Genomic DNA, 23,134 nt, shown 5'->3' with positions numbered 1-23,134 from the left:
CCTCCTCTGAATTCTAGATCATTTCATTCCAAAGTAGATAAATACAAAAATAAGTGCTGGAACAAACGTAACAAAATAAATCACCGTTAATCTAGTCAAACGTTTTTTAGTGGTCTTTCCGTAGTTTTCTTCATGAGGTTTTATACCAACAAGGATTGTGGCAACTAGTGCAAAAATACAAATGATCGCACTAACAATAATCAGTATGTTCACTTGATTTCCTCCTTTCGATTTATTAAAAGCGTCGAAACGAAAATTGTGAGATGTCAATATCATTTTTACCGGTCAAAATTAAGTTGCTTAACGCTTGCCCAACTGCACTACTAAACTTGAAGCCATGTCCAGAAAACCCTGCAGCAATGGCAACATTTGTATACCTAGGATGGAGATCAATGATAAATTTCTCATCTGGAGTAAGTGTGTACATACAGGTTTTCCCGTACTTTAATTTCTCTACATTTGGCATAAACTGAGTTAAAAATTGTCGTAAATCCTTGTCGTCACTTTCTCCGTAAGGGAACAATGGCATAACAGGATGTACTGTTTCTCCTCCATCATGGCGACCAAGCTTTAATCCGACACCATCAATGCTTGGGAAACCATAATAAATTCCTTGTGGAGTCTCAAACGCAAAGGCTGGGAAATGATTTTGACTATACATCTGTTCGTTAGCCTCATACCAAGCAAAGGTTTTTCTCACTGGAGTAAGTGGAGCATCTAAATCTAACATTTTTAGAAGGTCCTTAGTCCATGCTCCGGCAGAAATTACAAGTGAGTTTGCGTTAAAAGTTTGATTGCTAGTCTTGATTGTTACCTTATCATTTTGAATGTTGATTTCTTTTACTCTACGATTACTCAAAATGGTTGCACCATGCTGTTCCGCAAGTTCCTGATAAGCATTAATACATTCCTCACATTTTAGTACTCCCGACGTTGGTTCAAAAGAGCCTATGTAATCGTCAGACAAGGTGATCCCCTGCCATCGCTTCTGAATTTCTTTTGCATTTAAGACTTCTAACGGCAAAGAGTATTTCTCAGAACTTTTGATCGTGTTCTGGATAAAATCAGATTGTTTCACTCCAACGTTTAGGACACCCGTTGGCATAAATAATTGCTTGCCTGAAAGTTGTTCTAGTTCGGCCCATAGCTCTTTAGCTCTCAGTACAAACGGAACATACTCTTCTCCCTCGCCGTATGCATAGCGAATAATTCTTGTCTCCCCGTGATGACTTCCTTTATCGTGAGGTGGACTGAATGAATCTAGCAATAACGTTTTCTTACCACTTTTCGCTAAAAAATAGCCCGCTGCCATCCCCATTGAGCCTGCACCAATTACAATTACATCGTAGTTCATACTATAGAGCCTCCAGATTAGCTTTGTTCATAACATTTTAACATAAACATTCTGACTACAGGAACTTTCACGGGGGAAACTAGTGCATTACAACTCTAGCTTATATTTTGAGGACACCTGTTCCGTTATTTTGCCTAAAAAGCTTGTTTTTTTTAATTTCGAGGACATGGATTCCGTTATTTAGTCTCAAAACCTCCTTTTTCCTTTATTTTTAAGGCTCTTTTCGTAAACATTGTGGCTTTTCTATCCTAAAATTATCGGAAAAATACCCTAGATGAAGATATCAGCCAATAAATTATGTAAGAAAAGAGCAATACTTACTAAATTAGTTATGAATTCTTAATATTTTGTGTAAAAATCCGCTTTTTGGGATTTTTACGAAAGCAACAAACTTTGCGAAAACAGCCATTTTTAATCAAATAACGGAACTGTTGGCCGCGAAATCTCAGAAAGCTCGATTTCGCTAAAAAAACGGAACGTAAGTCCTGCAAACCTCCTAAGACATAACTTTACTAGAAAAATTCACCAAATTGTTACAATCTGTTATCACAAGTTAGGGTACAATACTATGTAACAAAACTAACATATCTATAGTAGAAACTCTATATTTGCTATTTAAGGTGGGATTCAAATGAGGTATCGCCGTCAGGACACATTTCGTTATCGGTTTGAGGAGCCGATCGCTTGTACATTTAAGATAATTAGAGTAGGAGAACAAGAATTTAATAGTAAGCTTGGTAGTGCACAGATCGATGACATTAGCGATGGGGGCTTAAAATTATCGACATCCTTTACCCTGCCTGTTACACATCGTAATATTGAAATTGAGATTACGTTTAAACTGAACGAAGAAGAAATAAAGCTAACAGGAAATGTATTATGGGTAAAAAATTCATCCTATGGAGTTCAGTTTACAATCGATGACTCTAGTAGAAAACAATTAATAGAAGAACTGAAACTTTACTCTCGAGGAGTAGTTTTTATAAGAAGACAAAAATAAAATTTGATAGGTTCTACACTTTCATTACGTGCTGAAAACATATAAATTCAACATAAAAGGAAGCCAATAAAGGCTTCCTTTTATTTATACAACTACACCCGATTTAAGTGTGTATCTTTAAACGCTGTTGAATATTTTAATCCGTACCCAAGCATTCGATCCATACCAATATGTGCAGACCAGATGAAACCAATTGATAATAGAGTAAGATTGCTGAACATTACACTCACTAAAATGAGAATAATAGGTACACTGTATGTATGAAATAAATTGTATGCAACTGACCCAACCTTATTACTTATTACATAACCAACCATTGCAATATCTGGTGCAAATAATAAAATGAAAAATAATAGCCAACTAAATTGAAAGTATCCATATAAATAAACGCTTAATGAAAGTATTGCAAACCCTTCGATGTGTAACAAGACCTTAGTCAATTTTATTCCCCCTTAAACTAAAATTCCTCCATAGTAGGTTTATCTTCCATCCCACTCTCTCATCTAACAATAGTGCATAAGTTGAGTTTTTTGAGACCTTCTATCTTACTTCATTGCATAATGGATGCCCATATGTCAAGACTTAGTTCCCTGCTAATGCAATGAACTAAGTCTTCTAGTTAACCAATAATTACTTTTTCTTTTGGGTAATGAAAATGGTCGTGTGCCTCTTTTCCTCTTACAATATATAAGAATGAAAAAATACCAATCCTACCAATAAACATTAAGACAATAATGACTTGTTTACCAACATCACTCAACTCAGGAGTAATTCCCATCGATAACCCTGTGGTTCCAAATGCAGAAGCTACCTCGAAAATAATGTGCATCAATGGGAACGGCTCATAGGCTGACAAGATAACAACCGCAAGCCCACAAATAAAAACGGCAACACAAATGACCACAAACGACTTAATGATATCTTCAGGATCTAATTCTCTTCGAAAGACCTTGACCGATTTCTTTCCGCGTGAATATGAAAAAATGGCTAATAAAGCAATCGCAAATGTTGTCGTTCTTATCCCACCGCCTACACTACTTGGCGATGCTCCTATAAACATCAGTGCGCTTAAAACTAACTGAGTTGCCGTTGAAAATTCACTAACGTCCATTGTCGCAAGTCCGCCATTTCTCGTCGTAACCGATTGAAATAAGGAATAAAAGAATTTTTCGTGCCAAGTCTTATCCCCTAAAAATCCTGACCAATCGAAAAGTAAAATCAACAACATCCCAACAATTGTTAAACTGAAAAAGGTAATCGTTGTTAATTTTGTGAAAAGGGAAAAGTAAAACTTCTTCTTTTCCTTTCTAGTTTTAATAAAATCTTTTACTTCCATTAACACTGGAAAACCAATGGCACCGAGGATTAATAAGATGATGTTAACGGTCTGTACAAAATAATCGTTGGCAAAAGGAATTAAGGACTGCCCAGTTATATCAAATCCTGCATTCGTCGTTGCACTAACTGACGCAAAAAAACCTTGAAGGAAAGCTTCTTGCCAAGTCGGAAAATACGTTAAAAAATACAGTCCTAAAATGACAGCACCAATAAACTCAATCAGTAGTATTAGTTTTAGAATTTCTTTCATTAATTGAACAAGACCAGCAAATGTCCCTCTATTTTGATCAGTCATAATTAACTGGCGTTCTCTTAACCCAATTTTTTTCCCTAGTAAAAGCCAAATGAACGTTCCTAGAGTCATGATCCCAATCCCGCCAAATTGAAGTACGAATGCCAGAATAAACGTACCTGGTACGCTAAATGTATCAGCTGTTGAAACAACAGTTAAACCTGTAACACTAATGGCGCTAACCGCGGTGAAAATAGTATCTAATAAACTAAGATTAACCCCAGGTTTCAAGGCGATTGGAAGGCTAAATAGGATCGTAGAAATTATGACAGCTCCTACGTAAAATAAGACAATCATTTGAATTGACGTAAGTCGGATATTGATGCCTTTTTTTTGAGTATACATGATTATAGGCCTTCTTCCTGATACCTTTTAATATCGTTGTTTGAGCCTATTAATATAATAATGTCTTTTTCAAAGATTAGTTGATCTGGGGTCGGTGAGATAATGACGTCTTCCCCACGTTTTAATCCTAGTATTGTACATCCGTATTTTGCACGGATGTCTAGATCAGCAATGGTTTGATAAGACACTTTTTGCGTGGCCATTAGTTCGACAATACTAAATTCTGGTGATAGCTCGATATAATCGATAATTTTCTCAGAAGCTAAATAATGAGCAATCCTAACTCCCATATCATGTTCCGGGTGAATAATTCGGTCTGCACCAATTTTCTCAACCACCTTATGATGGTATTGATTTTGTGCTTTAACCCAAACTTGCTTTACTTGTAATTCCTTTAAAAGCAACGTACATAAGATACTTGCCTGAATGTTGTCACCGATCGCCACGATCACGTGTTCGAAATTTCGTATCCCTAGCGATAATAGTGTACTTTCATCTGTTGCATTTGCCACAACGGCGTGTGTTGAAAATCTAGTAAAATCGTTAACTTTGTCTTCATTTAAATCAATTGCCAGAACCTCGTGCCCCATCTCATAAAGCTCTTTACAAACACTTCCCCCAAATCTCCCAAGTCCGATTACTGCAAACTGCTTTTTCATTTTTCTCTTGTCTCCTCTTTACCTCACACCATAGAAAAAAGACCATCACAAATAGAATGGTCTTCGGGTTACCCTAAGACCTTTCTCTCGAAAAGATACTAGTTAACGCTTACGAGGTTAGCTGTCGGATTAGGGATTGAGAGTATCCCCTCTTACAAAAGTAAGACTCACCCCAAGATAGAAATTGCTATCTAAAGTGGTTCCCCCGCTCATAAAGATTCAGCGAATAAAAGGTGTAGGTATTAAATTTATCTTTATTATGGAACTTAATTTACTCCTGTTTTATTTCTTTGTCAATATAATTTTTTAGTTGTTTAACCCTCTAAACACCGTCTTCTCATCCACAAAACAAATTGGGTTTCCGTAGGGATCTTTCATATAGAATGATTTCTCTCCCCAAGGTTGAACCTTAATCGTGGCTTTTACTAAAGCGGTATTCCATTGACAAACTTTCTCAAATATCTCTTCAAGGTTAGCGACAGAAATATAGATATAATCAGGATTAGGCTGTGCCTCATAATTATCTCCATCAGCTTTCGGATCGAAACAGGCAAGGATGGTTCCGTCGCAGTCAAAATAGTGCCTACCAGTTGAAACCCTCTTCCCTTCTATATTTAAAAGTTTGCGATAAAACACTGTTGCTTCCTCTATATCTGAAACTGGTAGTATTACTCGGTATAATTTCATTTTCAACCCCCAACTTATTTTCTATTATTTTTCGAGATCAACGACGAAAAAACCTTCTGAACAAGAACATCCTCTTCTTATTACAAATTTTTTGAAACTTATTCCATTTCTAATCGTATTAAACAAAGTAATTACTATATAATAGATTATGATTTAGACAGGAAAGGAGAAATAACATGACTTTACTAATTAACGGTATAAAGAAGAAGTTTGATAACCATCTTGCCGTTGATGGTGTTACATTAAAAGTCGAAAAGGGAGAAATGTTTGGTATGCTTGGTGCCAATGGAGCTGGCAAAACGACCTCTTTTCGCATGATTTTAGGACTGCTAGATCCAACGGAGGGTCAGGTTACTTGGAATGGTGAACGTATCACCTATAAACGAACACATCTAGTTGGCTATCTTCCAGAAGAACGAGGACTCTTTCCTAAGCTAACAGTAAAGGAACAACTTATTTATCTGATGAGACTTAAAGGAATGAAGAAGCCAGAGATCATCAAAGAAATGCGTCATTGGCTTGAGCGCTTCCAAGTTCCTGAATATGAAAATAAAAAACTAGAAGAACTTTCTAAAGGGAATCAACAAAAAATTCAATTTCTAGCGGCAGTCCTACATAAGCCAGAGCTCCTCATATTAGACGAACCTTTTAGTGGACTTGACCCAGTCAACTCTGACATGTTGAAAAAAGCGGTCCTTGACCTTCAAAAAACTGGAACGACGATCGTATTTTCAAGTCACCAAATGCGCAATGTCGAAGAATTATGTGAAGACTTGATTATGTTAAAACGAGGCAAACCAGTGCTTCAAGGAAACTTACGAGATATTAAACGTTCTTATGGAATGAAAAGCATCAGTATTCGTGCCGATTATGAGCTTGATTTCATCCACTCTATTTCTGGTGTGATTGAAATCGAAAAACACAGGGACGGGGCGACTGTAAAAGTAGAAAACGAGCGAGTTGCTGAAGATATTTTTCAAAAAATCACGGAAAAAGGGTTTGTCCGTAAATTTGAAATTGAAGAGCCGTCTTTACATGATATTTTCATAGATAAAGTTGGGGGTGATGCAGATGAATAACTTTTGGATTACCGTCACACATACTGCCAGTAAAAGACTGAAATCGAAAGCATTTATCTGGTCGACTGCCATTATTTCAATTATTGTGTTTGCTTTAATGAATCTTGGTACAATCATCGACCTATTCTCAGGTGACGATGACAAAGAGCAGGAAAAAACAATGGTTGCTGTTGTGATGGAAACGGAACATGAAGAGTTTGCAGAAATGCTATTTTCGCATGAAACTGGGGAATTTTTCTATGTAAACTATACTGATGGTGATATTGAATCTGCTCGGTTGGAAGTAGAAAATAATGACTATGAGTTTGTTCTTGGTTTATCGGGCGATCTATTAAATCTAGAAGCAACATTATATGGACCTGGAACTGACTTTCGATTAGGTCAGCAAATTCGATTAGATATCCAACGAGTAAAAGAAACAGTCGTTACCAATGAACTAGGTTTAAACGAAGCGGAACTAGCGATGATTTACAGTCCTGTTCAATTTAGCGAATTACCTCTAGCGGAAAATGGCGATGTAAGAACTGAAGAAAGCCATATGCAATCATACTGGATGGTTTATGCACTTGTTTTTGTGATCTACATGATTATCATCTTATTTGGATCAATGATTGCGACAGAAGTTGCTACAGAAAAATCGTCAAGAGTGATGGAGCTAATTGTATCGAGTGTCAATCCTGTCACTCAAATGTTTGGAAAAATTATCGGAATTGGACTTTCAGGTTTTGTAAACATAGGAGCGATTTTACTAGCCGCATATCTTGGCTATCTAGTTAGTGGTGAACAATTTCTTGATACAATGCTTGGTGATGTAATTGATATGTCACTGATCGGTTATGCAATCTTGTTAATATTACTTGGGTACTTATTATATGGTGGGGTTGCTGCGATGCTAGGCGCTCTAGTGAGCCGTGCAGAAGAAGTAAACCAAGCGATTCAACCGTTAGTATTTCTAGCAATGATTGCCTTGTTCGTGTCTATGTTCGGTCTTAACGTGCCGGATGCTACATTTATTCAAGTTTTATCCTATATCCCGTTCTTTACCCCGCAGCTGTTATTCCTTCGCATGGGAATGACGGCGGTACCAGCCTGGGAAATTATCCTTATCCTTAGCATCCTTGTCGTTAGTGTAATTTTGATTAATATCTTTGCCGCACGAATTTACAAAGGCGGAGTACTAATGTATGGGAAGTTCTCATTTAAAGAAGGTCTTAAGCAAGCTTTTACTCTAGGTAAAAAAGAAAAATAAGTGATAAGAAAAAAGTAACGGTCTTCCCTTTTAGAAGGGCTTAATCGTTACTTTTTTCTTTCTAATTCTCTTGGACGGCTACCTGTCGAAGATATTTAGTTTAGATACATCTATACTATCTTAGTAATAGTAAGGATATGGCGGATAATAGTACGGGTATGGCGGATAAACATATACCGGTGGTGGTGGAGTTAGTAATGCTCCAGCTGCTAACCCTGTTAAAAACGGTACGCCAAATCCAAACGGTGCACCAAAACCAAAGCCTGGTCTACCATACCCAAAGCCTGGTCTACCATACCCAAAGCCTGGCCTCCCAAAACCGAAGCCTGGGCGACCAAAGCCAAAGCCCGGGCCAAATCCACCTAATCCAAATCTCTGATCTGTTGTATAATGACCGTGATTGATCGTATGTTCCACTTTTTAGCCTCCTCTATTTTTATACTAAAGTATATGTGTGGTGGGTAAATGTTCTTGGGTAAGTGTCTTATGTAAAATAAATTTTCATGATATATGCTGAATTCAGTGATGAGTTCTTAGTTTACAGTTTTGACTGTATTAGAGGACACAGAGGACGTTATTTTTTCAAAAACAACCTTTTTTCAAGTTTCGCGGACACAGGGGACGTTATTTTAGTTAAATTGGCTGTAAATGGAGCTTAAATTGTAAAATAAGTGCATCTGTGTCCGCGAAAGCGAAAAAACTAGTAAAATCGCAAAAATAAGTGCATCTGTGTCCGCTTCCATAGAAAAAACCAGAAAATAGGCTCATTTCTACTAGGATATATTTCAAAACATCCGTTTTTGTTCTGCTTCTTACTCTATTTATTAACGTGACAATAAATTAAAGAGCCACTCATCCCCCACTTACCCCATCAAATTCTAGAAGATTTCCTTTTGGAGGCTAAGTTTTGATATATTTTCTCAATATCAGATAATGTACATTCAAATAGGTGACTATCATTGATTTTATAAATTCCTGAAGCAATTATTTTAATTATTAACTTCTTTTTCCTTGCTTCTACAGCATTTCTCAATTCACCCATAAGACAATATATCTCCCTTCTTTTCTTAATACTCCATAAATTACCATGATAAAATATTAGTAAAAAAGGCCATTTTCATATGAAAATAGGCCCTCCGGTCATCCGGTAGTTGTTAAGTACATTTATTAAATTGTGTACTCACTAGGTATAAATACTTTTAGATCTTTCGGCTTTACAAATACACGTTCTCCTTCTTTTAACTTTAGTTCATCAAACTGCTCTTTGGTCAATTCGACTTCAACTATTTCTTGAGTATCAACACGATTTAGTTCAATAAAAACAATCGGCCCAACAGCATGAATGTATGAAATTTCTGACTCTATTGCGTTACTATGATTATCTAAAATTCTTTTAATTTCCATTTGGTGTGGTCGGACATAACCAAATGCTTCGGTCTCTTCTTTATCAGTAAATTCCGGTGTATTCAATTCAAAATTACCAACGTTCATTATTCCTTTGTGAATACGGCCCTTAAAGATATTTACGTTACCTAAAAAGTCATAAACAAATGGACTATTCGGCTGCTCATACACTTCATCAGGTTTGCCAACTTGTTCAATCTTGCCATTACTCATCACAACCACCCGATCTGCAACATCAAGTGCCTCTTCTTGGTCATGTGTAACAAATACGGTTGTCACTTGGAATTCATCATGTAATCTGCGCAACCAACGGCGTAGTTCTTTTCTAACTTTCGCATCTAACGCACCGAACGGTTCATCAAGTAATAGGACTCTAGGTTCAACAGCTAATGCTCTTGCTAAAGCCACTCTTTGCCTTTGCCCACCTGATAACTGAGCTGGATAGCGATCTTGCAATCCTTCTAGTTTCACTAAAGATAATAACTCATTTACTTTCTCTTGAATTTTCTGTTTTGAGGGTCTTGTTTTTCTTGAACGAACTCTTAAGCCATAAGAGATGTTATCAGCTACAGACATATGTGAAAACAACGCATAATGTTGAAAAACAAAGCCAACATTTCTTTCTTTTGTTTTAACTTTTGTTACATTTTCTTCTTCAAAAAAGATGGAACCTTGATTTGGCTCTTCTAAACCAGCGATAATTCGTAGTAAGGAGGTCTTTCCTGACCCTGATGGTCCGAGAAGAGCGACTAACTCACCCGTTTTAATTGATAGATTAATATCATTGAGTGCAGCAAAAGAACCAAATGATTTTGATATGTTGTGAATGTTAATGGACATGGCTAGAGCCTCCTCTTCCTTTCTCGGTTTTCCATTCAATGAAGTGTTTTAAAATTAATGAAATAATCGCTAAAATAGACATTAGTGACGCAACAGCAAAAGCGGCAGTAAACTGATATTCATTGTATAGAATTTCAATATGAAGTGGCATCGTATTTGTTAATCCACGAATATGACCAGAAACTACAGAAACAGCACCAAACTCCCCTATGGCTCGAGCATTACATAGGATCATTCCATATAATAATCCCCATTTGATATTAGGAAGAGTTACATATAAAAACGTTTTCCAACCATTTGCCCCTAGCGTTAAAGAAGCTTCTTCTTCCGCTGTTCCTTGTGCTTGCATAACAGGTATTAACTCTCTTGCAACAAATGGTACAGTTACAAAAATTGTTGCTAGCACTATTCCTGGTACAGAAAAAATAATCCGAAACCCATGTTCTAGTAACCATGGTCCAAAAACACCATGAGCACTAAACAACAAGATAAATACAAGACCTGCAATAACTGGCGATACGGAAAATGGTAAATCGATGAATGTCATTAATAAATTTTTTCCCTTAAACTGAAACTTTGAGATACACCAAGCTGCTGCAATGCCAAATAATGTGTTTAATGGAACTACAATAACTACAACGAGTAAAGTCAGTTTAATTGCAGATAATGCGTCAGGTTCAGTTATAGAAGCTATATACACCGATAAGCCTTGTTCAAAACCTCTAATAAAAATTGCTGCCAAAGGTAAAACAAGAAATAGTAGTAAAAACAACAATGCAATTGTTATTAATATTCTTCTTATCCAAGGCGATTCTGTTGTTGGTCCTAATGCAATAGTAGATGAACCACGATTTGTAGCAGGTAACGTTCCAGCCATCTTTCTCACTCTCCTTTATGCGTGACGTTTATTACTCCACCACTGGATTAAATTTATGATGAATAACATCAAAAATGAAATAACAAGCATGAATGCTGCAATAGCAGTAGCACCTTCATAATCATACTGTTCTAACTTTGTCATAATCATTAACGGGGTAATCTCTGTTTTCATTGGAAGATTACCTGCGATGAACACAACAGATCCATACTCGCCAAGTGCTCTAGCAAAAGCAAGGGCAAATCCAGTTAAGATGGCTGGAATGAGAAGAGGAAAAATGACCTTTCTAAATGTCATCCAACGATTAGCTCCTAAACTGGCAGAAGCCTCTTCTATTTCTTTATCCATGTTAATAAGTACAGGTTGAACAATCCTAACTACGAATGGTAGACCAATAAAAGTTAACGCCACAATGACACCTAGCGGGGTAAATGCAACTTTAATTCCAAATATGTCTAGGTATTTCCCCACCCAACCGTTTGTAGTGTATAGAGTTGTCAATGCAATTCCGGCGACAGCAGTTGGCAAGGCGAATGGTAAATCAACTAGGCCATCAATGAAAGCTTTACCTGGGAATTGATACCTAACTAAGACCCATGCTATTAAAACACCGAACACTGCATTAATTGTTGCCGCAACAAAAGCTGACCCAAAACTAAGTTTATATGAAGCCACAACTCTCGGTTCAGTAATAGTCGACCAAAAATCACTCCAGCCCATTGAAGCTGTATTGATAAACACCATTGAGAGTGGAAGAATTATTATCAACCCTAAATAGAACATCGTAAAACCAAAAGTAAGCCCAAATCCTGGTAATATACTATGTTCTTTAAACCGCCAACCTTTCAATACTGTCACTCCCATCATCATGTAAAAAATAAACCTAAATTTAGGTTTTACTGTTGTTCTATTAGAACTCAGTGGGGCTTTATACCCCACTGAGTTTTGAAACTATGGCTGATAAATTCGATCAAAATAACCACCATCATTAAAATGCTCTTTTTGTGCTTTTTGCCAGCCACCAAAGAATTCGTCAATTGTAAACAAATTGATCTCCGGGAAAAAGTCTGCGTATTTTGCAAGTACTTGCTCATTTCTCGGTCGATAATAATGCTTAGCTGCCAACTCTTGCCCTTCTTCAGTGTAGAGGAATTCTAAGTATGCTTCAGCAACTTCCCGTGTTCCCTTCTTATCAACGACTGTATCAACCACTGTCACAGGAGGTTCAGCTAATATGCTAATTGAAGGTACTACAATTTCAAATTGATCTTCACCTAGTTCATTAACCGCTAAAAATGCTTCGTTTTCCCAAGACAAGAAAACATCACCTATACCTCGTTCTACGAATGTCGTAGTTGCTCCTCTTGCCCCCGAATCAAGTACTGCAACGTTCTTGTATAATTTTGTTACGAAGTTAATGGCAGCTTCTTCTGTCCCGTATTCTTCAAGCGCATAACCCCATGCTGCGAGATAATTCCATCTCGCACCACCTGATGTTTTCGGATTTGGTGTAATTACAGAAACACCTTCTTTAACAATATCATCCCAATCCTTTATTCCTTTTGGATTGCCTTTCCGAACTAAAAAAACTATGGTCGATGTATAAGGCGATGAATTATTTTCTAGGCGCTCTTGCCAATTTGCAGGGAGTAAATTTCTCGCCTCGTGTATAGCATCTATATCGTAGGCTAAGGCTAGGGTAACCACATCTGCTTCTAAACCGTCTATGACGGATCTTCCTTGACTGCCTGACCCCCCGTGAGATTGTTGTATCGTCACTTTAGTTCCAGTTTTCTCTTCCCAAAATTCTGCAAACTCCTGATTAAACTCCCGGTAAAACTCGCGCGTAGGATCATACGAGACATTTAGTAGTTCTATTGTTTTCGCCTCTTTAGTAGTCGCTTGGCCTGAATTCCCGACTTCTGCGTTATTTGTACTTTGAGAGCACCCTACTAATAAAATACCTGCTAAGCTAATTTGAAAAACACTTGATGTAAGTCGTTTCATTACTTTGTTCATGCTGTTTCACTCCTTAGTTATTTTTTTTATCTTAATTTAGAATTATCAGGGTGCTCCTTCTTCTTTTCGAATGAAAATCTAATTTTCTCGTTCCGATCTATTTGCGTAATTTTCCCATCATGTATGGTAACAACAACCGATCCAAATTCAATTCCTTCAATGTACGATTTAATTTTTTCGAGTTTCTCGATATCCGCATTAGCCATTGAAAGTTCCTCCTATCTACTCTAGCGTTTTTTACAGAAATAAAATTTAGGTTTGCCAATGGTCTCAACCATCCATATAGTTGATTTGCTAGCATACATCACCTCCTCAAAATCTAAATTAAATTTCCAGCTTGCCCCTCACCAATTAAACACATATGTAAACTCAGAATTAAAAGCATAATTAGCTGCAGAATTTAGTTATGGCTGTAAGGGTTAAAAACAAAAAAGACTTATACTCACTTTATCATTTAAGTGAGTACAAGCCTTCGGGTGACCGATCAGCATTACTTTTTTCTAAATTTATATTACTTATATTATTCTGATAATTCTTATCTGTCAAGTAAGAATTTAAACGCAATATAGTTACTTTCCCAACAAAATCCTACTAAATATTGGCTATTAATCTTGTAAAGCTGATTGTAAATCTTCAATTAAATCTTCAACATCCTCTAAGCCTACCGAAATTCTAATTAAGCCATCAGTAATTCCTAGTTCTAGGCGGCGTTCGCGAGGAATAGATGCGTGTGTCATTTTTGCTGGTAAGGAAATTAAGCTCTCAACAGCACCTAAGCTTTCTGCCAATGTAAAATACTTTACTTTCTTTAATACATCTTCTGCTTTGTCATTGCTACCCACGTCAAAAGAAATCATTCCTCCGAAACCTCTGGCTTGCTCTAAGTGAATCGTGTGACCTTTATGACTTTCAAAACCAGGATAATACACTTTTGAAATTTGTCGATGGTTTACAAGGAAATTAGCTACTTTCTTTGCATTCTCTTCAATTTCTTCCATTCGAATCGCTAGTGTTTTTATTCCTCTTATTAATAGCCAGCTATCTTGAGGTCCTAAGATTGCACCGATAGAATTTTGAATGAAATGAAGATCAGTGGCAAGCTTTTCAGAGTTAACAACAACGAGTCCTGCAACAACATCACTATGTCCACCTAAATATTTTGTGGCACTATGCAATACGATATCTGCGCCTAGGTCAAGTGGATTTTGCCAGTATGGTGTACTAAAGGTATTGTCGACAATCATAAGTAGATTTTTTGCTTTTGCTAAGTTTGAAATGCTGGCTATATCTGTAATCTTTAATAGTGGATTTGTAGGTGTTTCGACATAAATAGCTTTGGTATTGTCTCGTACTGCAGCTTCTACCTCTTGAATGTCACTTGTGTCCACAAAAGTTACTTCAATATTGTATTTCGTTAACACCTTTGTCATTAAACGATACGAGCCGCCATACACATCATCTGTAAAAATAACATGATCACCTGAAGAAAATAAATTCATCACAGCAGAAATGGCAGCCATTCCTGAACCAAATGCAAACCCACGATATCCACCTTCGATATCCTTAATTAATTCTTCTAATGCATGTCTTGTTGGATTACCAGTCCTTGCATACTCATACACAAAGTTTCCTACACCATCTTGTTTAAAAGTACTAGCATGATGGATCGGTATGGATACAGCTCCAGTTTGTTCATCTCTAGGAATTCCTCCATGAATCATCTGTGTTTTTTTTCTCATCTAATATCACCTTCATATATATTTTTACTTAAATAACGCTCGCTACTATCTGGAAATACAGTAACAATGTTTGTACCTGGAGGAGATTTTTGAGCTTCTCTTATGACTGCTTCAAATGCCGCCCCTGAAGAGCTACCTACTAACATTCCTTCATGAATAGCCAGTTCACTAACTCGTTTAAATGCTGCTTCATCAGAAATTGTATAAATACTGTCAAAATAAGCTGTGTCCATATAAGGAGGTAAAAACTCCATTCCAATTCCTTCTGTTCGATGTGGTCCTGAAATACCACCGTTTAAAATTGAGCCTTCAGGTTCAACTATAACAGTCTTTATTTGCTTATTTTTTGACTTTAAATATTTTGCGGTTCCCATAAACGTTCCGCCAGTCCCAGCTCCAGCCACAAAGATGTCAATGTTCCCATCAAGGTCTTCGTACAATTCTGGACCTAAAGTTTCAAAATACGTAGTAGGATTATTTTCATTGGTAAATTGTTGAGGGCTATATGAGTTAGGAATTTCCTTCAATAATTCTTTTGTTTTGTTTATTGCTCCCTCCATCCCTTCTGAGGTTGGAGTATTAATAACGGTAGCACCTAACGCCCTCATCAATGTTTGTTTTTCCATACTGAATTTTTGTGGTACGACGCATATGACCTTAATCTTCGTTCCTGCGGCTGCTAATGCTAACCCGATCCCTGTGTTACCGGCTGTAGGCTCGATCACAACCCCATCTTCTTGAAGTTGTCTAGCTTCAAGCGCCCCTTGAAGTAACTTCTTGCCTAAACGATCTTTCACACTTCCACCAGGATTAAAGTACTCTAATTTCACGAATACGTTCACTCCGTTCGGAACATCAAGCTGATTTATTTTTACAATTGGTGTACCACCGATTAATTCTTTTATGTTATTGTAATACTTCACATGCAAGCACCCCTTTTGGAAGCTCTTTTACTAACTTCATAGTTTATGAGAAAACATTTCTCCATTGGTCTTTTTTCGCTAGCATTTTTTTGGCAATCTCTTGCGCACCTTCCAAGCTATGACTAGCAGCCCAACCACATTGTACTTCATTACAAGCAGGTACTTCGGTTGCAACCAACACATCTTCTAACGTTTTTTCAAGAATTTCTAAGACTGTTTCATAACTATCATCATTAATCACCGATAGATAGAATCCAGTTTGACACCCCATTGGACTAACATCAAAAATCGTTTGGTGATGATTACGAACTAACTCTGCCATTAAATGCTCTAATGAGTGTAAAGACGGCATTTCCATGTGTTCCTTGTTTGGTTGTGTAAAGCGTATGTCATATTTAAAAAGTTTATCTCCATGTTGTCCTTCACTCACGCCCGCAAGTCTTACATATGGAGCAACTACTTTTGTATGATCTAAATTAAAACTTTCAACGTTCATTTTTTTAATCTCCACGATAACCTCTCCAATCTATATATTTATTATTCCTACCTGTATAGTATGTTTTAAAATACAATTTGTCAATTAGTTTTAACATTATATTCGCATTATTATTTTCAGGTTAAAATCATACCAGGTCTTTACTTTAGTGGATTTAGCAATAAAATTATAGTTTTTTTGTATATTAATTGTTGCAAATTTAAAAATTATATCATACTATGCTTATAGGATTTATATACTTTATAGCATTGGAGAGTGTTAGGCTCATGGGACGTGAATTCGTTGAACTATTTGATAATTGGGCAGAATCTTACGATCATTCAGTGTCAGGGAAAGACCTTGAATATGAAGAAGTTTTCTCGAATTACGATGAAATCCTTCAAGCAGTTACAGATCGTGTAAAAGGAAATATCGTTGAATTCGGAGTGGGCACAGGAAATCTAACTATAAAACTTTTGGAAAACGGTCATCGTGTTGTTGGCTTTGAACCATCTACTACAATGAGAGAAAAAGCTGAAGAGAAATTGTCTAATGCAACCATAGTAAATGGTGACTTTCTAGAGTTTCAAACTGATATGTCAATTGATGCTTTTGTTAGCACATATGCATTCCATCATCTGACCGATGCTGAAAAAGCAGAAGCAGTTTCTAAGTATAGTAGTTTACTTGCTAAGAATGGCAAAGTTGTTTTTGCAGACACTGTCTTTGAAAGTGAAGCAACAAAAGCTGATGTCATTCAGTCATCTAAGAAAAAAGGATTTCTAAACCTAGCACAAGATTTAGAAACAGAATACTATACGACTATTCCAGTTTTACGAAGTATCTTTGAAGCAAATGGATTTTCAGTACAATTCGAACAGTTAAATCCTTTTGTTTGGATGATTGATGCAACAAAGCTCTAAGTTGTTTTAATTACTACAAAGAAAAGTAGCCGTTAAGCACGGCTACTTTTACTATTTATACTTCTTCTTCCCATTCTTCCCATTCAATTTCTACTCCCCATTTTTTGGCGAGTTTATTTAATTCTTCTTCATATTCAAAAAATAGCATATCAGACTCTCCGTACAGTTCCATTGCTTGATTTTCGTTGCCTTCAACCCAGGCAATTTCTGCTTCGAGATGCTTTTTTAGTGCATCATTATGGATCATATGAACACTTTTCAACTCTTCTTTCTCGATTGTCTCTCCGTAAGCTTCAGACTTAGTTATGATCTCTTCTAATGAAGGAATCAGAACCACACGAGTAAAGTTTTCTAGCTCTTCCTCATTGTCAATTTGAGCTTCATTTTCCAACAGAAAATAATACTCATGCGCTAATTCGTCGCTTTCCTCTAAATACGTTAGCATTAAATCAGTATTTCCAGATAGATTCTGAAATACAAAATAACCAATAAATAATAATGGAATGATACCTAAAAGTTTTTTTGACACTCTGGTTCCTCTTTTCAAGCTGAATTGTCTTTGGACTAGTTCATTATAGGTTCGTTAATAGTAATTGTCATTTTAATTTTATTCCCTGAATTGGGTAGGATTTACATGAAGATTTTTTGTGAATTAACAGCCCGTTTGGTTATTGTATTACTACTTTGTTGGGTCCCTTAAGTAATTTCAAAAAAGCAGCCATTTCCCTTAAGTTTAGGGAAATGGCTGCTTTTTTTGTTACTAGTACCTTTATTGTGATTGGGTAGGAACGATAAATCCGTAGCTCTCCATAATCGGTTTGCCAATTGGACCGAAGATAAAACTCGTAAATTCGCGAGCGATTTCCTCTTGTTTTGTTGCCTTTGTAATGGCTAACATTTGCTCTAAAGGAGCATGCATTTGCTCATCAATGATATGAAAATTAACTTCATCTTTTTTTACTAGCGAAAGTGCAATGATCGCCACCTCAGCATTTCCGGTTTCAATATACGTAAGAGTGTCTGAGATATTTCTACCAAATACAAGCTTTTCTTCTAACTCGTCCCATACACCAGTTGTTTCAAATGCTTGTTTTGCAGCCAGACCATATGGAGCATGTTCAGGATTTGCAATTGCTACCTTAACTACTTCTGATTTTAGTAGATCCTCTATTTGTTCAACTTGTAATTGACTATCTGCTCTTGTTGCAATTCCGATACGTCCAAATGCGTAAGTTTGCATAGTGTCAGTTAGAAGGAGATCCTTTTCATTTAAGTTTTCAATAAATTTCTTATTTGCAGCTGCGAATATGTCAAATGGTGCACCATGTTCAATTTGGTCTGCCAATTGTCCCGTCGAACCAAATGAAAAGACAACTTTTGTGCCTGTTTCTTCTTCAAAAAGCCGGCCAACTTCGCTAAAAGCAAGCGTTAAATCTGATGCTGCAGCCACTGTTAATTCTTCTCTAGCGTCATTGTCTGAAGACTGATCTTCGCAACCTGCGATGAATAACAAAACTACCAAAAATACTGTAAGTATAAATTTCTTTTTTACCATGAGTACATATATCTCCTTCAAATTTATTAAATATATTATACTAATAAATTTAGATAAAAAACCAAGGACTTGTGAACAGATTGTTAAGTGTAATTTCTTATATTTTATTTAATGGTAGAGCTTACAAGAAACTACCTACATGTAATCCAATAAAAAAACAAACAATTGACCCAACGATACTAAGTGAAAGATACGCCGTTAGCTTTTTCCATTGTTTCTTGATAGAAAGTTGGATGGCTTCCACACTAAAAGTAGAAAAGGTTGTAAATGCACCAAAGAAACCTATGCCGATTGCTAAATAAAGTGGATCATCATACGCTCCTAGTGGCGTTCCACCAAAGGAAAGACCGAAAAATAGTCCCAAACCTAAAGAGCCTACTAAGTTAACAAATAACATCGCAATCGGAATTGGAGGGTTAGGGTAACGTTTCATAAAGGCCGATCCTAATAAATAACGTGAAATCGCTCCTATGGAGCCTCCAACCACTAATAGCAGTAGTTTCATGCTGGATTCACCTCTTTCTTTTGTCTGGTTTTCTTAGCTATTACTGATCCTGCACGATACCCAATGAATGCAAGTATAATTCCACCAAACATAGTGCCAAACACGTACAACCCCGCATCAAAAACCGTATAATGGTTCATTAAAAATGACGTGTCTGCTGCTAACGTCGACATCGTCGTAAAGCCACCACATAAACCAACTCCTAGTCCCGTTCTTACCCATTCCTTCGGTACAAAAACAAAGAACCAAGCGGTTAAAAAACCTAAAAGTAAACTGCCAAATAAATTTTCAATGATGGTTCCATAGGGATAACCAGACTCAAGTGTTAAAAGATTTAATGAATATCGAGAAATAGTGCCGATAGCTGCACCTACCCCTACCGCAATAATATTTTTCGCATGCTCACTCAATAAAAATAGCTCCTTAAAATTTATTACATATATTATACAAATAAACTCAGCTATAAGACCAACTTTTTATCTAGCGTAAAAAAGTTGGTTGTTTAAACATAAAAACACCCAAATGAATGAGTGTTTTCTATCTAACCTATAAAATAAGCTTTGAAAGCTGGTCGGCAGTTCGGATGATATCAGCATACGCACGTTTTAGTTCTTCAACAGAATTGGAATTTATTCTATGTAAGACAAGATGGAATTATAGTTGAAGTGTGAAGTTTCTGAACAGAAAAATCAGACTCAAAAATCATGAGTCTGAATTAAAGGTATGTTTGAAAACTATAAGGCTTGCGAATTAGGACTTGGAACATTCTCTAATTCATTCCACACCATATCCGCTAGGTCATTGTCAATTTGAGAGGCAATATTTCCTGCAGAAATGTTAGAAATTCCATTTACCACTCCAATGGCAGGCATCCTTTTTTGATGAGAATCCCAGTTCGATTGACTGTTCTGACCAATAAAAACACCTGCATTTGTATTATTAACGTTTACATTTACTGCACCAAGAACAAAATTAATGGCCAAAGTGATCACTCCTCACAATACTAACGTATTCAACGACATACTAAACGTGAGCAGGAACGTTTTTAAAATTTAGGAATAAATTAATTTGAGGTGAGAGCTTCTATTATGAAGAAAACTACAAATGTAATCTTACAAAGTATAAATGTAAATATCATCGATACGAACTCGGGTGTTTTTGTAGGAGATAACCTCCAATACAATTGGAACTCTTCAATAAAAACAAGCACAGGTTTTACAATAAGTGGGCAAAAAAACCTGGCACAAGGGAATATCACAAGCATTGTTAAAAAAGATTATTAATCCCAGAACAATAGGTTTCCTAGGCACGAAAAAACTAAATATTATTTCCGAAAAAACAACAAAAAACATCGTTGACACGATTATTAAAAATATGTTATTATAATAAATTTGCTTATTTATCTATATCATGGTATCATTAGTTATTCTAACTGGTGGTGATGCTATGGATTTTCAAATAGGAGAAAAGATCATTTATCCGACTCACGGTGCAGGTATTATTGAGTCTATTGAAGAAAAAGAAATACTTGGCACGAAACAGCTTTATTATATGTTGTCGATTAACAAAATTCAGGTGATGTTTCCTATGACAACGAATATAGGAATTCGACGAGTCGTGGATTCAACAACTATGGACGACGTATTAGCAAGCTTTCATGAAGAAGAAAGTGAAGAAACTCATCCAAACCGAACACAGCGCTACCGTATTCACGTTAAAATGATTAAAAGTGGCAATATTTATGAAGGTGCTCAAGTAATCCGCGATCTTCTAAAGATGAAGAAGAAACGAGCTCTTGCTTCCGTAGACAAACGCCTATTAGATAATGCTCAAGAAATACTGATTAGTGAACTAATGCTTGTAAAAGGAATCGATCAGCTGGAAGCTGTTGAAATGTTAAACAGTGCGATATGTATAAACGAATAATGCTTAAGTAAAGAAGCTCTGATTAGAGTTTTTTTTTTGCCTAAAAATAAGAAAAGCGGAAGGCTTGGACCTAGACAATTTTTAATCGAAATAAAAAAAGGACTCTAAAATAGAGTCCCTTCATTATTATGCTTTGTGTACGTTAACAGCTTGAGGACCACGTTGTCCTTGCTCTGTGTCAAATGTAACTTTTTGGCCTTCGTCTAAAGATTTAAATCCTTCGCCTTGGATAGCTGAGAAATGTACGAATACGTCTTCTCCACCTTCAACCTCGATAAAACCAAAACCTTTGTCTGCGTTAAACCATTTTACTGTACCTTGTTTCATGGGTATTGCCTCCTGTGTGGATATTATCCACGATTTATTACTATCGTTGCTCAATTAGATATCAAAGGCGAAAAGTTTACATTCTTCAATTCAATCCTTACAACACACCGAACAAAAATAATTCTTGTTAAGCATAACAGATATATTGTAGAAAAGCAAATTTATTTTTAAAAAAATTTAAACGGAAATATTGTACCTTATTTTGCAATATTACAGCCTTTTTAGATTTTCGCGGCCATCGGTTCTGTTACTTCATCAAAAACAGTAAGTGTTCCGCCAGTTTTGGAGAAATAGCGGATCCTATGGCAGTGAAATTTCAGATTAGTCAATTTTGTTATAAACAGGATCTGTGTCCGATTACTCCCCTAGCCAAAAAACAGGTACTACTTACCCCTCATCAACTACCTCTTTTAGTAACTGATATGATCTTTTCTGCTTTTCATGGTCATACATATACGTAACCGCCATGATTTCATTCACATCATAACGCTCCTGAAAGTGAATTAACTGCTCTCTTATTGAAGCTTTACTACCTAACAAAGTCATACCAGCCATCGATCGAACCACATCTTGTTCATGCGGCGCCCAAATACTGTCCATGTTTTCTATTGGCGGACTTAATGGAGTTTGAGTCCCTCGTACAACATTCAAGAAGAATTGCTGTGTCGTTGTAAATTCAAAATGGGCTTCTTCATCACTGTCAGCTGCAATGACATTTAGACCTACCATCATATAGGGTTTATCGAGGTATTCAGATGGCTTAAACTTGCTACGGTAAATCGAGATGGCTTCAGCCATATATCTAGGGGCAAAATGAGAAGCAAACACATAAGGTAAACCTAATTCTGCAGCCAAGAATGCTGAATCTTTTGAAGAACCAAGGATATAAATTGGAACATTTGTACCAACACCTGGATAAGCTTTTACGTAGTCTTGACGCTCTTCCGGTCCAAAATAAGTAAGCAATGCTTTTACATCATTAGGGAATGTATAAACAGTATCGTTCTGCGACCTTCTAAGTGCGTTTGCCGTTCTACCATCAGTACCAGGTGCGCGACCGAGTCCTAAATCGAGTCTTCCAGGATAGATTGTAGCCATCGTTCCAAACTGCTCAGCAACAACTAACGGTGAATGGTTAGGTAACATTATACCGCCTGAACCAACACGAATACGCTTGGTCCCCTCCAAGACATGCTTAATCAAAATGGAGGTGGCCGAACTTGCTAGCGTTGAAGCATTATGATGCTCAGCGATCCAATAGCGCTCATAGCCCATTTTCTCCGTTGCTTTGGCCAAATCAACCATCGCATCAATCGCTTCTTTCGCTCCCTCCCCTTTTCGTATTGGAACTAAATTTAAAAGTGAAACTGGTAGTTTTATCGTTTTCATACGTATTTGTCCTTTCATCCGTTTATAGCGGACACTATTTATCTGTAATAAAAATAATTACATTTTACAATGAAGTACTGTAATTTTAGTATATACAGTTTATGGAGTCAAACATCTTATCCTAGGTTTCCTCATTTTATAATATGGACGTCTCAACAAATATAGTTGAAACTGCCAAGTATTACATAAAATTTTGTTATACAGGAAAACTATCTTTACTCTACCTCTG

General features: G+C 36.5%; 29 protein-coding genes and 1 riboswitch. Of the genes, 6 read left to right on the top strand and 23 right to left on the bottom strand.

Translation table 11 applies throughout. From position 1 onward, the window contains the following. Positions 1-18: 18 nt before the first annotated feature. Positions 19-213 carry a hypothetical protein gene (locus DS745_RS22080; protein ID WP_129080403.1) on the bottom strand — a complete coding sequence of 65 codons (195 nt, stop codon included), beginning with the start codon at positions 211-213 and terminating at the stop codon, positions 19-21. Between the two features lie 22 nt (positions 214-235). Next, positions 236-1,354, bottom strand: coding sequence for an N-methyl-L-tryptophan oxidase (gene solA, locus DS745_RS22075; RefSeq protein WP_129080402.1), 1,119 nt, complete (start codon positions 1,352-1,354; stop codon positions 236-238). 631 nt (positions 1,355-1,985) lie between these two features. Between solA and DS745_RS22070 the strand changes: the two genes are divergently transcribed. After that, on the top strand, positions 1,986-2,354 hold the full coding sequence (locus DS745_RS22070) for a PilZ domain-containing protein (protein ID WP_129080401.1): 369 nt from the start codon (positions 1,986-1,988) through the stop codon (positions 2,352-2,354). 92 nt (positions 2,355-2,446) lie between these two features. Here DS745_RS22070 and DS745_RS22065 read toward each other — a convergent pair whose 3' ends face one another. From DS745_RS22065 to DS745_RS22050, 4 genes are all read right to left on the bottom strand, one after another. After that, entirely contained in the window at positions 2,447-2,794 is a 348-nt protein-coding gene (locus DS745_RS22065; RefSeq protein WP_129080400.1) for a DUF4260 domain-containing protein, read from the bottom strand. A 179-nt stretch (positions 2,795-2,973) separates the two neighbouring features. Further along, complete coding sequence (locus DS745_RS22060) at positions 2,974-4,329, bottom strand: TrkH family potassium uptake protein (protein ID WP_129080399.1); 1,356 nt, start codon at positions 4,327-4,329, stop codon at positions 2,974-2,976. Positions 4,330-4,331: 2 nt separating this feature from the next. Next, entirely contained in the window at positions 4,332-4,988 is a 657-nt protein-coding gene (locus tag DS745_RS22055) for a potassium channel family protein (RefSeq protein ID WP_129080398.1), read from the bottom strand. Positions 4,989-5,079: 91 nt separating this feature from the next. Continuing rightward, positions 5,080-5,223: riboswitch (cyclic di-AMP (ydaO/yuaA leader) on the bottom strand. Positions 5,224-5,294: 71 nt separating this feature from the next. Continuing rightward, positions 5,295-5,675: a VOC family protein gene (locus DS745_RS22050; protein ID WP_129080397.1), complete on the bottom strand. Its 381-nt coding sequence runs from the start codon at positions 5,673-5,675 to the stop codon at positions 5,295-5,297. Positions 5,676-5,851: 176 nt separating this feature from the next. Here DS745_RS22050 and DS745_RS22045 point away from each other — a divergent pair, with 176 nt between their 5' ends. Together DS745_RS22045 and DS745_RS22040 are read left to right on the top strand one after the other, a co-directional pair. Beyond that, positions 5,852-6,754, top strand: a complete 903-nt coding sequence (locus tag DS745_RS22045) for an ABC transporter ATP-binding protein (RefSeq protein ID WP_129080396.1) — start codon at positions 5,852-5,854, stop codon at positions 6,752-6,754. Continuing rightward, on the top strand, positions 6,747-8,003 hold the full coding sequence (locus tag DS745_RS22040) for an ABC transporter permease (RefSeq protein ID WP_129080395.1): 1,257 nt from the start codon (positions 6,747-6,749) through the stop codon (positions 8,001-8,003). The genes DS745_RS22045 and DS745_RS22040 overlap by 8 nt, the downstream gene beginning before the upstream one ends. 120 nt (positions 8,004-8,123) lie before the next feature. Here the strand turns inward: DS745_RS22040 and DS745_RS22035 are convergent, their stop codons facing one another. The 10 genes from DS745_RS22035 to DS745_RS21990 all read right to left on the bottom strand — a co-directional run bounded on the left by DS745_RS22035 (position 8,124) and on the right by DS745_RS21990 (position 16,301). Further along, positions 8,124-8,408: a hypothetical protein gene (locus DS745_RS22035; protein ID WP_129080719.1), complete on the bottom strand. Its 285-nt coding sequence runs from the start codon at positions 8,406-8,408 to the stop codon at positions 8,124-8,126. Positions 8,409-8,874: 466 nt separating this feature from the next. Then, on the bottom strand, positions 8,875-9,045 hold the full coding sequence (locus tag DS745_RS22030; RefSeq protein WP_129080394.1) for a Fur-regulated basic protein FbpA: 171 nt from the start codon (positions 9,043-9,045) through the stop codon (positions 8,875-8,877). Between the two features lie 125 nt (positions 9,046-9,170). Then, positions 9,171-10,247, bottom strand: coding sequence for a sulfate/molybdate ABC transporter ATP-binding protein (locus DS745_RS22025; RefSeq protein WP_129080393.1), 1,077 nt, complete (start codon positions 10,245-10,247; stop codon positions 9,171-9,173). After that, positions 10,237-11,124 carry a sulfate ABC transporter permease subunit CysW gene (gene cysW, locus DS745_RS22020; RefSeq protein ID WP_129080392.1) on the bottom strand — a complete coding sequence of 296 codons (888 nt, stop codon included), beginning with the start codon at positions 11,122-11,124 and terminating at the stop codon, positions 10,237-10,239. The genes DS745_RS22025 and cysW overlap by 11 nt, the downstream gene beginning before the upstream one ends. A 15-nt stretch (positions 11,125-11,139) precedes the next feature. After that, positions 11,140-11,973 (bottom strand): sulfate ABC transporter permease subunit CysT, encoded by an 834-nt coding sequence (gene cysT / locus DS745_RS22015; RefSeq protein WP_421721844.1) that lies wholly within the window; start codon positions 11,971-11,973, stop codon positions 11,140-11,142. A gap of 102 nt (positions 11,974-12,075) precedes the next feature. Continuing rightward, positions 12,076-13,143, bottom strand: a complete 1,068-nt coding sequence (locus DS745_RS22010) for a sulfate ABC transporter substrate-binding protein (protein ID WP_241657905.1) — start codon at positions 13,141-13,143, stop codon at positions 12,076-12,078. Positions 13,144-13,169: 26 nt separating this feature from the next. Continuing rightward, positions 13,170-13,349 (bottom strand): YezD family protein, encoded by a 180-nt coding sequence (locus DS745_RS22005; protein WP_129080391.1) that lies wholly within the window; start codon positions 13,347-13,349, stop codon positions 13,170-13,172. Positions 13,350-13,748: 399 nt separating this feature from the next. Then, on the bottom strand, positions 13,749-14,882 hold the full coding sequence (locus DS745_RS22000) for a bifunctional cystathionine gamma-lyase/homocysteine desulfhydrase (protein ID WP_129080390.1): 1,134 nt from the start codon (positions 14,880-14,882) through the stop codon (positions 13,749-13,751). Continuing rightward, on the bottom strand, positions 14,879-15,805 hold the full coding sequence (locus DS745_RS21995; protein ID WP_129080389.1) for a PLP-dependent cysteine synthase family protein: 927 nt from the start codon (positions 15,803-15,805) through the stop codon (positions 14,879-14,881). Before DS745_RS21995 ends, DS745_RS22000 begins: the two co-directional genes overlap by 4 nt. A gap of 43 nt (positions 15,806-15,848) precedes the next feature. Continuing rightward, a complete protein-coding gene (locus DS745_RS21990; protein WP_196121308.1) occupies positions 15,849-16,301 on the bottom strand; it encodes an S-ribosylhomocysteine lyase in 453 nt (150 codons plus the stop codon). 266 nt (positions 16,302-16,567) lie between these two features. Here DS745_RS21990 and DS745_RS21985 point away from each other — a divergent pair, with 266 nt between their 5' ends. Beyond that, positions 16,568-17,203 carry a class I SAM-dependent DNA methyltransferase gene (locus DS745_RS21985; protein ID WP_129080387.1) on the top strand — a complete coding sequence of 212 codons (636 nt, stop codon included), beginning with the start codon at positions 16,568-16,570 and terminating at the stop codon, positions 17,201-17,203. 55 nt (positions 17,204-17,258) lie between these two features. Here DS745_RS21985 and DS745_RS21980 read toward each other — a convergent pair whose 3' ends face one another. The 5 genes from DS745_RS21980 to DS745_RS21960 form a co-directional block, all read right to left on the bottom strand. Then, positions 17,259-17,732 (bottom strand): hypothetical protein, encoded by a 474-nt coding sequence (locus DS745_RS21980; protein ID WP_129080386.1) that lies wholly within the window; start codon positions 17,730-17,732, stop codon positions 17,259-17,261. 240 nt (positions 17,733-17,972) lie between these two features. Then, positions 17,973-18,758, bottom strand: a complete 786-nt coding sequence (modA, locus tag DS745_RS21975) for a molybdate ABC transporter substrate-binding protein (RefSeq protein ID WP_129080385.1) — start codon at positions 18,756-18,758, stop codon at positions 17,973-17,975. Positions 18,759-18,879: 121 nt separating this feature from the next. Beyond that, the gene (gene crcB / locus DS745_RS21970; protein ID WP_129080384.1) at positions 18,880-19,263 is read right to left on the bottom strand and encodes a fluoride efflux transporter CrcB; all 384 of its coding nucleotides are present in this window, start codon (positions 19,261-19,263) and stop codon (positions 18,880-18,882) included. Continuing rightward, positions 19,260-19,673 (bottom strand): fluoride efflux transporter FluC, encoded by a 414-nt coding sequence (locus DS745_RS21965; protein WP_129080383.1) that lies wholly within the window; start codon positions 19,671-19,673, stop codon positions 19,260-19,262. Before DS745_RS21965 ends, crcB begins: the two co-directional genes overlap by 4 nt. Before the next feature lie 324 nt (positions 19,674-19,997). Continuing rightward, positions 19,998-20,246 (bottom strand): hypothetical protein, encoded by a 249-nt coding sequence (locus DS745_RS21960; protein WP_129080382.1) that lies wholly within the window; start codon positions 20,244-20,246, stop codon positions 19,998-20,000. Between the two features lie 105 nt (positions 20,247-20,351). Between DS745_RS21960 and DS745_RS21955 the strand changes: the two genes are divergently transcribed. Next, positions 20,352-20,546: a hypothetical protein gene (locus DS745_RS21955; protein WP_129080381.1), complete on the top strand. Its 195-nt coding sequence runs from the start codon at positions 20,352-20,354 to the stop codon at positions 20,544-20,546. A gap of 163 nt (positions 20,547-20,709) precedes the next feature. After that, on the top strand, positions 20,710-21,189 hold the full coding sequence (locus tag DS745_RS21950; RefSeq protein ID WP_129080380.1) for a CarD family transcriptional regulator: 480 nt from the start codon (positions 20,710-20,712) through the stop codon (positions 21,187-21,189). 126 nt (positions 21,190-21,315) lie between these two features. On the opposite strand, the gene DS745_RS21945 is transcribed toward DS745_RS21950, so the two are convergent. Beyond that, the gene (locus tag DS745_RS21945) at positions 21,316-21,516 is read right to left on the bottom strand and encodes a cold-shock protein (protein ID WP_129080379.1); all 201 of its coding nucleotides are present in this window, start codon (positions 21,514-21,516) and stop codon (positions 21,316-21,318) included. A gap of 387 nt (positions 21,517-21,903) precedes the next feature. Then, on the bottom strand, positions 21,904-22,905 hold the full coding sequence (locus DS745_RS21940; protein WP_129080378.1) for an LLM class flavin-dependent oxidoreductase: 1,002 nt from the start codon (positions 22,903-22,905) through the stop codon (positions 21,904-21,906). Positions 22,906-23,134: the final 229 nt, after the last annotated feature.

The sequence above is a fragment of the Anaerobacillus alkaliphilus genome (assembly GCF_004116265.1).
GTDB classification, from domain to species: Bacteria; Bacillota; Bacilli; order Bacillales; family Anaerobacillaceae; genus Anaerobacillus; species Anaerobacillus alkaliphilus.
This window is presented reverse-complemented; position numbering and strand designations above follow the sequence as displayed.